We start from the raw sequence: 15685 nt of genomic DNA, 5'->3' as shown, positions 1-15685 counted from the left end.
ATTCAAAATCAAAAAGTTATTAAAAGTCTAATCAGGTCTGTCTCAGATAACGGGGAGTAGACAGTCTGGCTTCACTCGGCTGCTCAAATGTGCTTTGGACATCAACAACCCATTCAAAATCAAAAGCGTATTAAAAGCCTAAAGATGATGGTCTGGCTAGCCCTCCTGCTCGGTCGAGACGACTGTGATTAGGTGATCACTGAACGAATATCAACCGAACCCGATCACCGACTCAAATCACCCAATCAAAAATATAAATAAAAAATACAAATAATCAGCCAATATACTTCTCAATCGCAGTCGCCACACCATCCTCGCAGTTGGTCCCCGTCACATACTGCGCTATCTCTTTCAGCTCTGGGATAGCATTCCCCATGGCAACCCCCACTCCGGCGTAGTTAACCATTGCGATATCATTACCCTGATCACCCAACGCCATGACATTTTCTTGCACAATGCCTAAATGCTCAGCCAGCATTTTCACGCCAGTGCCTTTATCCGCCCGCTTACTCAGGATTTCCAGATAAAATGGCGCACTCTTCATAATAGTGAAACGTTCAAATACCTCGGCAGGCATCATAGCCAATGCACGATCCAACCGCTCTGGCTCATCAATCATCATCACTTTCGGGAAACGTAATGTCGAATCCATCTCGTCCACTGCTCGGTACTTCAGTGGGATCCCCGTCAACATCACTTCATGAAGTGTATATTTACTGATGTCTTTATTGGCGGTGTATAACGTATCGAAATCAAATGCCTGGAAGCTAACACCCAACTCACGGGATAGCGCTTCAAAATAGAGATAATCCTCAAAACTGAGGGTCTCTTGTAAAATACACTCGCCAGTTGCTGCCTTTTGTACTAATGCACCGTTATTACTGATGCAATAATCGCCACTGTACTCCATATTCAGTTCACGTAAATAACGTTGAACCCCGATATAAGGCCGACCCGTGGCCAGCACCACACAGACGCCTTTAGCCCGCGCAGCAGCAATCGCCTGCTTTACCCGTGGCGTAATTTCATGCTGTGGATTCAGCAACGTGCCATCCATATCAATAGCGATCAGTTCAATAGCCATAGGGCCCTCATCTATATTTAACGAATATCTCATGCTAACTCGATTCAGCACACGAATACCAGTAAGTCTAAGCACCATGCAAATAGCATCAAAATGAAAAATCTAAAAGCGATACTCATCAGGTAACAATAATAATTTTCAGACAAAAAAAAGCCCAGTGGCAGTTTCCCACCCTGGACTTTTTTATCTGGCCAATAATTATCTGGCTAACAAATTAGATATCAATATTGGCTGCGCGCAGTGCATTCTCTTCGATAAAGGCACGACGAGGTTCAACGGCATCACCCATCAGAGTAGTGAATAGTTGATCGGCGGCGATAGCATCTTTTACCATGACTCGCAGCATACGGCGGCTCTCTGGATCCATCGTGGTTTCCCACAACTGATCTGGGTTCATTTCACCCAAGCCTTTGTAACGCTGGATTGCCAAACCACGGCGAGACTCTTTCACTAACCAGTCCAGCGCCTCTTCGAAGCTTGAAGCCGGCACACGACGCTCACCACGTTCAACGAAAGCACCGTCTTCGATTAAGCCACGCAGTTTGTCACCCAATAGACAGATTTTACGGTACTCGCCACCATGGATGAAATCGAAGTCCAGATCATAATCGGTATCAACCCCGTGGGTACGAATACGCAAAATAGGCTCGAACAGTTGACGCTCACGGTTCTCACGCACCACCGAACTGTAGCTGCTGCCATGGTGTTCTTTTTCGTTCAACAGAACCACCAACGAATCAATCCATTGCGTCACAACCTCTTTATTGCCTAAATCCTCTTCTTGCAAGGTAGGCTGATAAATCAGGTTATTCAGTAAAGCACGCGGATAACGGCGTTCCATACGGGCAATGGTCTTCTGGACGCTGTAATGCTCAGCAACCAGCTTCTCCAAAGGCTCACCAGCCAGTGCTGGCGCGTGAGCATTGGTATGCAATGCCGCGCCATCCAGAGCCAGTGTCATTTGGTACTGCTCCATCGCATCATCATCTTTGATGTACTGCTCTTGCTTGCCTTTCTTCACTTTATACAGCGGAGGCTGAGCGATAAATACATGACCACGCTCAATAATTTCCGGCATCTGACGGTAGAAGAAGGTCAACAACAACGTACGGATATGCGAGCCATCCACGTCGGCATCGGTCATAATAATGATACTGTGATAGCGCAATTTATCCGGGTTATATTCATCCCGGCCAATACCACAACCCAATGCGGTGATCAGTGTCGCCACTTCCTGTGAAGAGAGCATTTTGTCAAAGCGCGCTTTCTCAACGTTCAGGATTTTACCTTTCAGCGGCAAAATGGCCTGATTTTTACGGTTACGGCCTTGCTTAGCCGAGCCGCCCGCAGAGTCCCCTTCCACTAAGTAGAGTTCGGACAATGCTGGATCACGTTCCTGACAGTCAGCCAATTTGCCGGGTAAACCCGCCAGATCTAGCGCGCCTTTACGGCGTGTCATTTCACGAGCTTTACGTGCAGCTTCACGGGCACGGGCCGCATCAATAATTTTACCCACAACGATTTTGGCGTCAGATGGGTTTTCCAACAAATACTCAACCAACTTCTCGTTCATCAGCGTTTCGACCGCCGTTTTCACCTCAGAAGAAACCAGTTTATCTTTGGTCTGTGAGGAGAATTTAGGATCGGGCACTTTCACTGAGACAACGGCAATCAAGCCTTCACGGGCGTCATCACCGGTGGCGCTGATCTTCGCTTTTTTGCTGTAGCCTTCTTTATCCATATAGCTGTTCAGGGTACGGGTCATTGCCGTACGGAAACCGACTAAATGGGTACCGCCATCACGCTGTGGAATGTTATTGGTGAAGCAGTAAATATTTTCCTGGAAACCATCGTTCCACTGCAGTGCCACTTCTACCCCGATATCGTCTTTCATGGTGGAGAAGTAGAACACTTTAGGGTGGATCGGGTTCTTGTTTTTGTTCAGATATTCAACAAACGCCTTGATACCACCTTCGTAATGGAAGTGGTCTTCTTTATCGTTACGTTTGTCTTTCAGCTTGATTGAAACACCCGAGTTCAGGAAAGAGAGTTCGCGCAGGCGTTTAGCCAAGATCTCATACTGGAATTCGGTGTTATTGGTAAAGGTCTGGAAACTTGGCCAGAAACGCACAGTGGTCCCGGTTTGCTCAGTTTCACCCACCACTTTCAGCGGTGCCTGTGGCACGCCCATTTTGTAGGTTTGCTCGTGAACTTTACCTTCACGGCGGATCACCAGCTCTAACTTTTCAGACAAGGCGTTAACAACGGATACACCTACGCCATGCAAGCCGCCAGAAACTTTATAGGAGTTATCGTCAAATTTACCGCCAGCATGCAACACGGTCATGATGACCTCTGCTGCAGATACCCCTTCCTCATCGTGCATACCAGTTGGGATACCACGGCCGTCATCCTGTACAGAAACGGAGTTATCCGCGTGGATGGTTACCAGAATTTCTTTACAATGACCAGCGAGGGCTTCGTCAATAGCGTTGTCCACAACCTCGAATACCATGTGGTGCAGACCGGTACCATCATCAGTATCTCCGATATACATGCCCGGACGCTTACGAACGGCATCCAGCCCTTTTAATACCTTGATACTTGAGGAGTCATAAGTATTCGACATCAACGTTTCTCGCTCATTTTTAATCCTGTGGTTGAACCTCTATTTTGCCATGTTCCACACGGAACATCTTGCCCTTTTCACCTACCATATCGGCAACTTGCTCAGCGCTCACTGCACTGACAAAAACCTGTGCCTGGGTAGCTTTCAAACGCTCGGCCAGCAATCGACGGCGGCCGGTGTCCAATTCGGAAGCAAAATCGTCAAGCAGATACAGGCAACGCCGCCCGCTCTGTCGGGTGAGAAACTCACCCTGCGCTAACCGCAGTGCGCACATCAGCAACTTAAGCTGACCACGCGATAGCAAATCTTCTACCGGCGTACCATCGGCCCGAATGCGGAAATCCGCTTTATGTGGCCCAACAGCGGTATACGTTAGCGCTCTGTCACGCTCAAACTGGCGCTCCAACAACTCGCCATAGTCACTCTCTTTATCCCAGCCGCGCTGAAAAGAGAAACTCAGGGCGAACTCTGGCAGGAACAGAGCGCATGTGGCTGAAATATCCGCCGCAATCGCGTCACTGTATGCCGCTCGCCATTCGCTGATACGCTCAGCCAGAGGGATAATTTCCTGATCCCAAGCCCGGATTTGCGTATAGCGACTAACCTGGCGCAGCGCGGCGTTGCGCTGCTTGAGTAACCTTTTCAAGTTGCTCCAGGCCGTAAAAAAACCGGGTTCATTATGAAAGCAACCCCAGTCTAAAAAAGCGCGCCGGAATTTTGGCCCGCCATTTAATAAAGTAAAACCTTCGGGAGTGATCAACTGCATTGGCAACATTTGCGCCAATTCAGCCACTTTATGACCATCAGTGCCATCAATGCGTACTTTGGTATCACCCTGTCGGCTTTTGCTCAGACCCACTGACGCCTCACGTTCATTGGCGTCAACCCGTCCATGCAACACAAACTCAGCACATTCGTGACGTATCACTCTGCCTGCTTGCAAACTACGAAAAGCCCTACCATGACCAAGGGTATAAACCGCCTCGAGTACACTGGTTTTGCCACTGCCATTGGGGCCGACTAAAAAATTAAAGCCCGCCGCCAGCGCCAAGTCTGCCGATTCGATATTGCGAAAATCTTTAATTAGTAAACGCGTTAGAGCCATGAAACTAATTCTTATGATCGAAGGCAATGTCGCCTTATTTCTGATCAAGGGCGTTATCGTCGCAGGCCATTTGCGTGCGGCCAGCGCGCAGCCACCGGAGCGTACTTCATGTACGTGAGGATGGCGAGCACTGCCCAATCGCAAAGGGGCAAGTAAGATAGCCCGATAAATACTACAAACGCATTGGCATGACGACATAGGCGGCAGCTTGGCTGGCGCTGTCTTCAATCTGCACACTGGATACAGAGTCAGTCAATAACAGGCGCACATCTTCGCACTTCAGTGCATTAAGCACATCGAGCACATAGCTGACGTTGAAACCGATCTCCATTTCTGTCCCCTCGTAGCTAACATCGAGGATCTCTTCTGCTTCTTCCTGTTCAGGGTTATTAGCAGTGATTTTGAGTTGATTGTGGCTGACATAGAGCCGAACACCACGGAACTTCTCATTTGACAGAATTGCCGCACGCGAAAATGCCTGTTTCAGCAAATCGCAACCCGCTTCCAGCATTTTATCAGGATTCTTCGGCAATACGCGGCGATAATCTGGGAAACGGCCATCAACCAGCTTAGATGTGAAAATAAAATCGCCTACATGAGCACGAATATTATTACTGCCAATTTGCAGCCGCAAGGGGGTATCACCGCCATCCAGCAACCGAACCAGCTCCATAACACCTTTACGCGGCACGATCACCGAATGTGAAGGTAACGTCTGGCCTATAGGCATTGAGCATACAGCCAAGCGATGCCCATCGGTCGCCACAGTACGTAACTCTTCGCCTTCGGTCTCAAACAGCATGCCGTTCAAATAATAACGGACATCCTGATGGGCCATCGAAAACTGAGTGGACTCAATCAGACGCTTTAACGTGGCCTGCGGTAAAGTGAATTCAACATCACTCTGCCAGTCATCCAGATTAGGGAAGTCAATCGCAGGCAAGGTAGACAACGAGAAACGGCTGCGACCAGAGCGTACTAACAGGCGATCACCATCCAACGCTACCGTAATTTCCGCCCCTTCGGGTAAACCACGCCAGATATCAAAAAACTTCCGGGCGGGTACTGTGGTAGCACCCGGCTCATGGGACTGAGACAGGGCAACACAAGCCACCATCTCCATCTCCAGATCGGTACCGGTCAGCCGCAAAGAGCCTTCCGTGACTTGCAGCAACAAGTTACCCAGAATAGGCAACGTAGGGCGTCCACCCAGCGGGCTACTGACCTGTTGCAGCGGTTTTAGCAGATGCTCACGTTCAATGATAAATTTCATAGCGCTAGGAGGATAATGTTCTGATTAAGTTAGAGAAATCTTCTTTGATGTCGTGACTTTCCTCACGCAATTGCTCAATCTTCCGGCAAGCGTGCAACACCGTGGTATGGTCGCGGCCACCAAACGCATCGCCGATTTCAGGCAGGCTGTGGTTGGTTAGCTCTTTTGCCAGTGCCATTGCCATTTGGCGAGGGCGGGCAACCGAACGGGAACGCCGTTTGGAGAGCAGGTCAGCGACCTTAATTTTATAATATTCAGCAACAGTCTTTTGAATATTATCGATAGTGACCAGCTTTTCTTGCAACGCCAACAAATCACGCAGGGCTTCGCGAACAAAATCAATCGTGATAGCGCGACCAGTAAAATTGGCATTGGCGATCACACGGTTCAATGCCCCTTCCAATTCACGCACATTGGAACGCAGACGCTTGGCAATAAAGAACGCGACCTCTCCCGGTAAGCGAATATCATTTTCATCCGCTTTCTTCATTAGGATCGCTACACGCGTTTCCAGCTCTGGTGGCTCAATGGCGACCGTCAACCCCCAACCAAAGCGCGACTTCAGACGATCTTCCACCCCATTGATCTCTTTTGGATAGCGATCTGAGGTCAAAATGATCTGCTGATTCCCCTCCAGCAACGCATTAAAGGTGTGGAAAAACTCTTCCTGAGAACGCTCTTTATTGGCAAAAAATTGAATATCATCGATTAATAAAGCATCAACCGAACGATAATAGCGTTTAAACTCTTCGATAGCATTATTTTGCAAGGCTTTGACCATATCTTGCACAAAACGCTCGGAATGCATATAGACCACTTTAGCATTGGCTTTACGGGCCATAATGCCGTTCCCCACCGCGTGTAGCAGATGGGTTTTACCCAAGCCTGTACCGCCATAAAGGAATAACGGGTTATAGGCACCACCTGGGTTATCGGCTACCTGACGGGCGGCAGCACGGGCCAACTGGTTAGATTTACCTTCAACAAAGTTATCAAATGTGTGTTTTGGATTCACATTAGAGCGGTAAGAAAGTTCTGGCTGAGCGGGTGAGTTGTCCCAGCTCGGGCGCATAGGTGCACTGCGGGTAACCGGAGCAACAGGCGTACTCACGCTGGCTGTAACTGGATTATTGTGTGCTCTTGCCGCAGGTTTACTCCCTACCTCAAAACGCAGTAAAGGGACCTCTGCGCCACAAAAATCATTAAGTAAGCCATTGATATTGTTTAAGTACTTATCGCGGACCCAGTCCAGTACAAAACGATTAGGTGCGTAAAGCGCCAGAGTATTGTCACTCAGTTCTGCCTGTAGGGGGCGTATCCACATACTAAATTCTGTGGCAGGTAACTCATCCTGCAATCGGGCAAGACACTGCTGCCAAAGCGAAAGTGACACGGCGGACTCCACTCGAACAAGATCAATAAAAAGAAAGAAATCAGGATATTTTGTAACTCATCGTTTTGACACACGCCATATGGCCTGTAGCAAGCCAAGGTGACATGCGAACTGTTTTTTACAGTTGTTTTTTTACTGCTGATTTTTTACGACTCACATTCCCCCACGATCCCAGAGTAGGGGAAGCGATCGGAATGGCGGATCATAACGCAAAAGGAGCAATAGATCCTCTCCTTCCTCACAGATTAGATCCTTTTTATCCACAGGCTGTTACTTCTGCAATGAGTGTAACCCAGTAGATCGATTTTCGTGGCCTCATCGTTAAAGATCCATAAATATTTCGGAATATACTGGTGTCACCTTCCCCTTATTCCGGCAATGGATCTCTTTTAATCTGTAAAGGATCTCACCGCGATCCTTGCGCTTTGGCAGGGAGTCCGTATAATCCTCAGCCCTACGTGTGATGCCTGTGTTCTTAATAGCGATAGCTAAAGGGAATCCAGCGGTAAACACGGGCAGGCAGGCTCTTGGTAAACTCCCCGTTTAGAAAACTTCTAAGCGGCAGACGCGATGTCAATTGACTCGGGACTGTACAATTATTACAATCCCGCTTCTTTATATGTTGCGATTGAGGCGTCGGTGGTCTTCACTCCGAGCAGCCAAACGCGTTTACTGAATCAGTAATTATTTTAAGTTTAGGTAGAAATCGCTATGAAACGCACTTTCCAACCGTCCGTATTGAAGCGCAACCGTAGCCACGGTTTCCGTGCTCGTATGGCCACAAAAAATGGTCGTCAAGTTCTGGCTCGCCGTCGTGCGAAAAGCCGTTCTCGTCTGACTGTTTCTAAGTAATAAAAGCTAACCATCTCAGTGGTTAAGCTAGCATTTCCTAGGGAGTTACGTTTGTTAACTCCCAGTCATTTCACTTTCGTCTTCCAGCAACCACAACGGGCTGGCACGCCGCAAATTACTATCCTCGGCCGCCTGAACGAGCTGGGGCATCCCCGCATCGGTCTTACCGTCGCAAAAAAACATGTCAAACGTGCTCATGAACGTAATCGGATAAAGCGCTTAACCCGCGAAAGCTTCCGTTTACATCAGCATACGTTACCGTCTATGGATTTTGTCGTTTTGGTAAAAAAAGGTGTGGCTGACCTCGATAACCGTGCGTTGACGGAAGCTTTGGAAAAATTATGGCGTCGCCACTGTCGCCAGGCTCCCGCATCCTGATCGGGCTGATTAGGGGCTATCAGCTCGTAATCAGTCCGTTGCTGGGGCCGCGTTGCCGTTTCCATCCGACATGCTCTCATTACGGAATTGAGGCATTGCGCAGGTTTGGCATGATAAAAGGCAGTTGGTTAACACTGAAACGCGTATTAAAATGCCACCCTTTGAACTCAGGTGGCGATGATCCCGTGCCGCCGAAACTCGACGATAACAGAGAACACTAACGATGGATTCGCAACGCAATCTTCTACTCATCGCTCTGCTGTTCGTGTCTTTCATGATCTGGCAAGCTTGGCAAGTGGATAACAATCCACAACCAACCGCTCAGACCACGCAACAGACTACGAATACCGCTACCGGTGATAAAGCAAGCCAGGCTGTGCCAGGCAGCGGTCAAGGTCAACTGATCACTGTAAAAACTGATGTGCTGTCTCTGACTATTAATACCCGAGGCGGTGACATTGAGCAGGCTAATCTCCTGGCTTACCCAGATACTTTGGGTTCAAGTAATACGTTCGAATTACTGGAAACCACTCCAAGTTTCGTTTATCAGGCACAAAGTGGTCTGACAGGCAAAAATGGCCCGGATAACCCAGCGAATGGCGACCGTCCTTTGTTTGAAGTGCCACAAACCAGCTTTGTTCTGGCAGATGGTCAGGATGAACTGCGCATTCCATTAACCTTCACAAGTAAAGATGGCTCTGTTTTCATTAAGACTTTCGTGCTGAAACGTAACGATTACGCCATCGGCGTGGATTATCACGTTAACAACGCCTCCGCTGCCCCGCTGGAGCTGACGCTGTTTGGTCAATTGAAGCAAAGCATCAACTTGCCTAAAAAGCGTGATACCGGTAGCAATAACTTTGCGCTACAGACTTATCGTGGTGCGGCTTACTCTTCTGATGAAACTAAATATAAGAAATATAGCTTTAGTGACATCGAAGACAAAAATATGGACATCACCACCAAAGGTGGCTGGGTCGCTATGTTGCAGCAGTATTTCGCCACAGCATGGATCCCAGCGGCTAACGAAACCAACACCTTCTACTCTGCTGAGTTAGGTAACGGCCTTGCCGCAATTGGTTTCAAAGGTGCGCCTGTTGTTATCCAACCCGGTGAACAGAAACAACTGAGTGCCACACTGTGGATTGGCCCAGAGATTCAGAATAAAATGGCGGAAATTGCGCCACATCTGGACCTGACTGTTGATTATGGTTGGTTGTGGTTCATTTCTCAGCCACTATTCAAACTGCTGAAGTTTATCCACAGCTTTGTGGGTAACTGGGGCTTCTCCATCATCGTTATTACCTTTATCGTGCGCGGTATCATGTACCCGCTGACAAAAGCGCAATACACCTCGATGGCGAAAATGCGTTTGCTGCAGCCTAAACTGGCCGCCATGCGTGAGCGTATCGGTGACGATAAGCAGCGTATGAGTCAGGAGATGATGGCGCTGTACAAAGCAGAGAAGGTTAACCCGCTGGGTGGCTGCTTACCGCTGATCATTCAGATGCCAATCTTCCTGGCGTTGTACTACATGTTGATGAGTTCTGTTGAGTTGCGCCATGCGCCATTCATTCTGTGGATTCATGACCTGTCAGCACAAGACCCGTACTACATTCTGCCAATTCTGATGGGTATCACCATGTACTTTATTCAGAAGATGTCACCAACTACCGTGACTGACCCAATGCAGCAGAAGATCATGACCTTTATGCCGGTTATCTTCACCGTGTTCTTCCTGTGGTTCCCGGCAGGTCTGGTGCTGTACTATATCGTCAGTAACCTGGTGACCATCCTGCAACAGCAGCTGATTTATCGTGGTCTGGAAAAACGTGGCTTACACAGCCGCGAGAAGAAAAAATAACCCACAGCGATAATCATTAGTATTTAGGGCGGTCAATATGACCGCCTTATTCTTTTTACAGAAGCCTGATTTTTTACCTTCAGGTTTTTGCAAAAATAATACAGAATTGTTGCAAAAATAATCGATAAAGAGAGAAATCACCATGAGCACCACTGATACTATCGTGGCCCAAGCAACGCCTCCTGGTCGTGGCGGTGTTGGCATTCTACGTGTTTCAGGTCGTGCTGCCTCAGAGGTTGCACACGCCGTTCTAGGCAAATTACCTAAGCCACGTTATGCCGATTATCTGCCGTTTAAAGACGCGGATGGCAGTACGCTGGATCAAGGTATCGCTCTCTATTTCCCCGGCCCAAATTCCTTCACTGGCGAGGATGTATTAGAGCTGCAAGGCCACGGTGGGCCAGTGATACTGGATTTACTGTTAAAACGCATTCTGGCCCTGCCAGGGCTGCGTATTGCCCGCCCTGGGGAGTTTTCCGAACGTGCCTTCCTTAACGATAAGCTGGACTTGGCACAGGCTGAAGCAATTGCCGACCTGATCGACGCCAGTTCAGAGCAAGCAGCACGCTCAGCAGTGAACTCATTGCAAGGCGTATTTTCAGCGCGTATCCATCAATTGGTGGAAGCACTTACTCACCTGAGAATCTACGTTGAAGCTGCCATTGATTTTCCAGATGAAGAAATTGACTTCCTTTCTGATGGCAAAATAGAAGGCCAATTGAATGGCGTCATGGCCGATCTGGAACAGGTACGCACTGAAGCCAGACAAGGCAGCTTACTACGCGAAGGGATGAAAGTGGTGATTGCTGGCCGTCCAAATGCCGGTAAATCCAGTTTACTCAATGCGTTAGCTGGCCGTGAAGCGGCGATTGTAACGGATATCGCGGGTACGACCCGTGATGTTTTACGGGAACATATTCATATTGATGGGATGCCTTTACATATCATTGATACCGCAGGGTTGCGGGAGGCCAATGACGAAGTTGAGCGCATTGGTATCGAACGCGCGTGGAACGAGATTGAACAGGCCGACCGTGTATTGTTTATGGTGGATGGCACCACCACCGATGCCACCGAGCCTGCAGCTATCTGGCCAGAATTTATGGCTCGCTTACCGGCAACGCTGCCAATCACTGTGGTACGCAATAAAGCAGATATAACAGGTGAAACGCTGGGGCTGACCGAAGTAAATGGTCACTCACTTATTCGCCTGTCGGCACGCACCGGAGAAGGCATTGACCTGCTGCGTGACCATTTAAAACAAAGTATGGGCTTTACCAGCAACACTGAAGGCGGTTTCCTGGCTCGACGTCGCCATTTACAGGCGCTGGAGACGGCTGCTAAGCATTTGGTACAAGGCCACGAACAGTTAGTGAGCGCTTACGCTGGTGAATTACTGGCAGAAGAACTGCGTTTAGCACAACAGTCATTGAGTGAAATTACCGGTGAATTTAGTTCTGATGACTTACTGGGGAGGATTTTTTCCAGTTTCTGTATCGGAAAATGAGTGTAATACCATAAAGCTAGCACCAGTTATCGCTAATTTTGATAACCTTACTCTATGGGTCTAGCAGTGAATTGAACACTTAACGTTGTATACCCTAAATAATTCAAGAGATACCCTAAATAATTCAAGTTGTAGGAAAGCGGCTAACGCACATGCAACTTGAAGTATGACGGGGATAATTACTCGTTTCATAAATTGAGGTTCCCATGATTATAAAACCACGTGTACGCGGCTTTATCTGTGTGACAGCTCATCCGACGGGCTGTGAAGCCAACGTCAAGAAGCAGATCGACTACGTCACAACAGAAGGCCCAATCGCTAATGGTCCTAAAAGAGTATTAGTGATTGGTGCGTCAACTGGATACGGGTTAGCAGCCCGGATCACAGCAGCATTTGGTTGTGGCGCCGATACACTGGGCGTTTTCTTTGAACGTCCCGGTGAAGAAGGTAAACCCGGAACCTCCGGTTGGTACAATAGCGCGGCTTTCCACAAATTTGCGGCACAGAAAGGCTTGTACGCAAAAAGCATCAACGGCGATGCGTTCTCTGATGAGATCAAACAACTGACTATCGATGCTATCAAGCAAGATCTGGGTCAGGTTGATCAGGTTATCTATAGCCTTGCGTCACCACGACGCACCCATCCTAAAACGGGTGAAGTGTTTAATTCGACACTGAAACCTATCGGCAATGCAGTTAATTTACGCGGTCTGGATACCGATAAAGAAGTTATCAAGGAATCGGTCTTGCAACCGGCAACACAAAGCGAGATCGATAGTACAGTGGCCGTCATGGGTGGCGAAGACTGGCAGATGTGGATTGATGCTCTGTTGGAAGCTGGTGTACTGGCCGAAGGGGCGCAAACGACAGCATTCACCTATCTGGGCGAAAAAATTACTCATGATATTTATTGGAACGGTTCCATTGGCGCAGCCAAAAAAGATCTGGACCAGAAGGTGCTGGCTATCCGCGAGAGCCTGGCGGCTCACGGCGGTGGCGATGCTCGCGTATCCGTATTAAAAGCGGTCGTGACCCAAGCCAGCTCTGCCATTCCAATGATGCCTCTGTATTTATCATTGCTATTCAAAGTGATGAAAGAGAAAGGCACTCACGAAGGCTGCATCGAGCAGGTCTATTCCCTGTATAAAGACAGCCTGTGCGGCGATTCACCGCATATGGATCAAGAAGGTCGTCTGCGGGCTGATTACAAAGAATTGGATCCTGAAGTCCAAAATCAGGTTCAGCAGTTGTGGGATCAGGTTACCAACGACAATATTTATCAGCTAACTGATTTCGTTGGTTATAAATCAGAGTTCCTAAATCTGTTCGGTTTCGGTATCGACGGTGTGGATTATGATGCAGACGTTAACCCTGATGTAAAAATCCCTAACTTGATTCAGGGTTAAGCTCCAGTTTATTGCTCAAATAACCTGCTGCGTCACTATCACGCAGCAGGTTGATCATCTTTTTACTGGGGTTATCAAAAATATCAATTGCAAACCGCAGGGGGTTTTACGAAATTATTTGGTGACATCCATGATATTCTGTCGCAAGCAACGTAGTTATCCTGTTTTAGTTTGTAGGTAACATAAAAAGAAATGGGTAAACTAAGGATTACTGATATCACGGATATTATTAACAAACATCTGCAAATAAGTGAGTCATATTTGAACCGCCAACCAGAAACAAGGTAAATAAGGCCGCTTAATAAAGCATAAATCAGTAGTGGAATTGATAAGAAAGCGATAAAAATAGAAGCAGAAAATGTTATTTCCTTTGCCATAACCATATATGAATTAATGTATTTATAGCTTGGGTATTCTATTGGGATTATTATTAACAACAATATTATTGATGCTAATATATTAAAGTATTTATTGTTCATTACCCCCTCCAGCCCATTAATAATATATATTCCAAATAAAAGATAGCTTCATTGGTACTGGCGTCATTCAACAGGCATACGCTCATAGCGTATTAATGAAATCTTTCTTCAACAATGCCCACTTATCTGGTTGATGGCGGCGAAGCAATTATTATCCTGAACGAATGCTTTTATTAATAGAGCTCCCCCAACCCTAATACACCGAGAGGGGGAGTTTTTTACTTAATATTCAAACGGGATTAATCACCATTATCAGTGATCAACAAACGCAATTTTCAGCATAAACAGTAGCGCCACTACCACTACGCAAGGGCTGATTTCACGCCAGCGGCCAGTACCTAATTTCATCAAGCAATAAGAGATAAAGCCCAGTGCGATCCCTTCAGTGATAGAGAAACTGAACGGCATCATGACGGCCGTGACAAAGGCCGGAACGGCTTCAGTCAAATCATCCCACTTCACCCGTGCCAGGCTAGACGTCATCAACACGCCAACATAAATCAGCGCGCCCGCTGCTGCATACGCAGGAACCATACCGGCCAACGGAGAAATAAATATCACCAGCAGGAAGAGTATCCCGACAACAACGGCAGTTAACCCAGTACGTCCACCAACAGATACCCCGGAAGAACTTTCGATATACGCGGTCACTGATGAAGTACCGATAAAAGCACCGGCAACAGAACTGATACTGTCCACATACAGCGCTTGTTTCATGCGCGGGAACTTGCCTTTATGATCCGTTAAACCGGCTTTATCCGTAACACCAATCAATGTGCCGGATGAATCAAACAGGTTAACCAGCATGAAGGAGAAAATGATACCCGCCATACCAATGTTTAATGCGCCCGCTAAATCAACCTGCCCAACCACAGAAGTCACACTTGGCGGCATGGAGAAAATGCCCGTGTAATGCACATCACCCAACGCCCAGCCAATCAGTGTGGTGACAACAATAGAAACCAGCACTGCCGCGTGAATATTACGAGAAGCCAAGACTGCGATAATAAAGAAACCCAGTGCACCCAACAGTACACTGTGAGAGGTCAGATTACCCACCGCCACCAGTGTATCTGGGTTTGCGACCACGATACCGGCATTCTTCAACCCCATCATGGCAATAAACAGGCCAATACCACTTGTGATCCCCACACGCAGGCTCAGTGGGATGTTCGCTATCATCCAGTAACGAATGCGGAAAATGGTTAGCAAAAGGAAACCGATTGCCCCCCAGAAAATAGCGCCCATACCGACCTGCCAGGAAATACCCATCGCCCCCACCACCACAAAAGCGAAGAAAGCGTTGAGCCCCATCGCCGGTGCCAGTGCCACAGGTAAGTTAGCCAATAAGCCCATAAAAATGCTGCCAAATGCGGCGATCAGGCAGGTTGTCACGAACACAGCCTGCACATCCATACCCGCAACCCCGAGAATCTGCGGGTTTACGAATACGATATAGACCATGGTCAAGAAAGTCGTGATACCCGCAATCAGCTCAGTACGAGCTGTGGTGCCATGCTGTTTCAGTTTAAATACACGTTCGAGCAGGCCCTGCTCGGTATCAAGGTTTGATTTACTCATTCGAAGAGTTCCGCTGAAGGGAGTGATAGTCGGGGCATATCCTATAACAAAAACCATTTGTTTAGAGCGTGAACACACTCTTTTTTATTATGGTTTTTATAAATGTCTCTTTTTCGCGCCAAACGCGCCAGCCC

General features: G+C 47.9%; 13 protein-coding genes. 6 read left to right on the top strand and 7 right to left on the bottom strand.

The window, feature by feature from the left end; translation table 11 throughout:
- Positions 1 to 274: 274 nt before the first annotated feature.
- The 5 genes from yidA to dnaA form a co-directional block, all read right to left on the bottom strand.
- Positions 275 to 1084, bottom strand: coding sequence for a sugar-phosphatase (gene yidA / locus AC971_RS17790; RefSeq protein ID WP_025381952.1), 810 nt, complete (start codon positions 1082 to 1084; stop codon positions 275 to 277).
- 214 nt (positions 1085 to 1298) lie between these two features.
- On the bottom strand, positions 1299 to 3713 hold the full coding sequence (gene gyrB / locus AC971_RS17785; protein WP_025381953.1) for a DNA topoisomerase (ATP-hydrolyzing) subunit B: 2415 nt from the start codon (positions 3711 to 3713) through the stop codon (positions 1299 to 1301).
- Between the two features lie 19 nt (positions 3714 to 3732).
- The gene (gene recF / locus AC971_RS17780; RefSeq protein ID WP_012105977.1) at positions 3733 to 4818 is read right to left on the bottom strand and encodes a DNA replication/repair protein RecF; all 1086 of its coding nucleotides are present in this window, start codon (positions 4816 to 4818) and stop codon (positions 3733 to 3735) included.
- Positions 4819 to 4990: 172 nt separating this feature from the next.
- Positions 4991 to 6091 (bottom strand): DNA polymerase III subunit beta, encoded by a 1101-nt coding sequence (gene dnaN / locus AC971_RS17775; protein ID WP_025381954.1) that lies wholly within the window; start codon positions 6089 to 6091, stop codon positions 4991 to 4993.
- 4 nt (positions 6092 to 6095) lie between these two features.
- Positions 6096 to 7484 (bottom strand): chromosomal replication initiator protein DnaA, encoded by a 1389-nt coding sequence (gene dnaA / locus AC971_RS17770; RefSeq protein WP_025381955.1) that lies wholly within the window; start codon positions 7482 to 7484, stop codon positions 6096 to 6098.
- Between the two features lie 711 nt (positions 7485 to 8195).
- Here dnaA and rpmH point away from each other — a divergent pair.
- The 6 genes from rpmH to fabV all read left to right on the top strand — a co-directional run bounded on the left by rpmH (position 8196) and on the right by fabV (position 13491).
- On the top strand, positions 8196 to 8336 hold the full coding sequence (gene rpmH / locus AC971_RS17765) for a 50S ribosomal protein L34 (RefSeq protein WP_002220736.1): 141 nt from the start codon (positions 8196 to 8198) through the stop codon (positions 8334 to 8336).
- A gap of 18 nt (positions 8337 to 8354) precedes the next feature.
- Positions 8355 to 8714 carry a ribonuclease P protein component gene (gene rnpA / locus AC971_RS17760; RefSeq protein ID WP_025380108.1) on the top strand — a complete coding sequence of 120 codons (360 nt, stop codon included), beginning with the start codon at positions 8355 to 8357 and terminating at the stop codon, positions 8712 to 8714.
- Positions 8678 to 8935: a membrane protein insertion efficiency factor YidD gene (gene yidD, locus AC971_RS23410; RefSeq protein WP_002228756.1), complete on the top strand. Its 258-nt coding sequence runs from the start codon at positions 8678 to 8680 to the stop codon at positions 8933 to 8935. The genes rnpA and yidD overlap by 37 nt, the downstream gene beginning before the upstream one ends.
- A gap of 2 nt (positions 8936 to 8937) precedes the next feature.
- Positions 8938 to 10578, top strand: coding sequence for a membrane protein insertase YidC (yidC, locus tag AC971_RS17755; RefSeq protein ID WP_025381957.1), 1641 nt, complete (start codon positions 8938 to 8940; stop codon positions 10576 to 10578).
- 142 nt (positions 10579 to 10720) lie between these two features.
- Positions 10721 to 12085, top strand: coding sequence for a tRNA uridine-5-carboxymethylaminomethyl(34) synthesis GTPase MnmE (gene mnmE / locus AC971_RS17750; protein ID WP_025381958.1), 1365 nt, complete (start codon positions 10721 to 10723; stop codon positions 12083 to 12085).
- 206 nt (positions 12086 to 12291) lie between these two features.
- Positions 12292 to 13491 (top strand): enoyl-ACP reductase FabV, encoded by a 1200-nt coding sequence (fabV, locus tag AC971_RS17745; RefSeq protein WP_025381959.1) that lies wholly within the window; start codon positions 12292 to 12294, stop codon positions 13489 to 13491.
- Between the two features lie 83 nt (positions 13492 to 13574).
- On the opposite strand, the gene AC971_RS23405 is transcribed toward fabV, so the two are convergent.
- Positions 13575 to 13868, bottom strand: coding sequence for a DUF1240 domain-containing protein (locus AC971_RS23405; protein ID WP_080984337.1), 294 nt, complete (start codon positions 13866 to 13868; stop codon positions 13575 to 13577).
- A gap of 354 nt (positions 13869 to 14222) precedes the next feature.
- Positions 14223 to 15551: an NCS2 family permease gene (locus AC971_RS17740; RefSeq protein WP_025381960.1), complete on the bottom strand. Its 1329-nt coding sequence runs from the start codon at positions 15549 to 15551 to the stop codon at positions 14223 to 14225.
- Between the last annotated feature and the right edge of the window lie 134 nt (positions 15552 to 15685).

Origin of the sequence: Yersinia similis (genome assembly GCF_001053095.1) — a bacterium.
Lineage (GTDB): Bacteria > Pseudomonadota > Gammaproteobacteria > Enterobacterales > Enterobacteriaceae > Yersinia > Yersinia similis.
The sequence above is the reverse complement of the archived record's forward strand: the minus strand, read 5'-3'. Positions and strand labels throughout refer to the sequence as shown.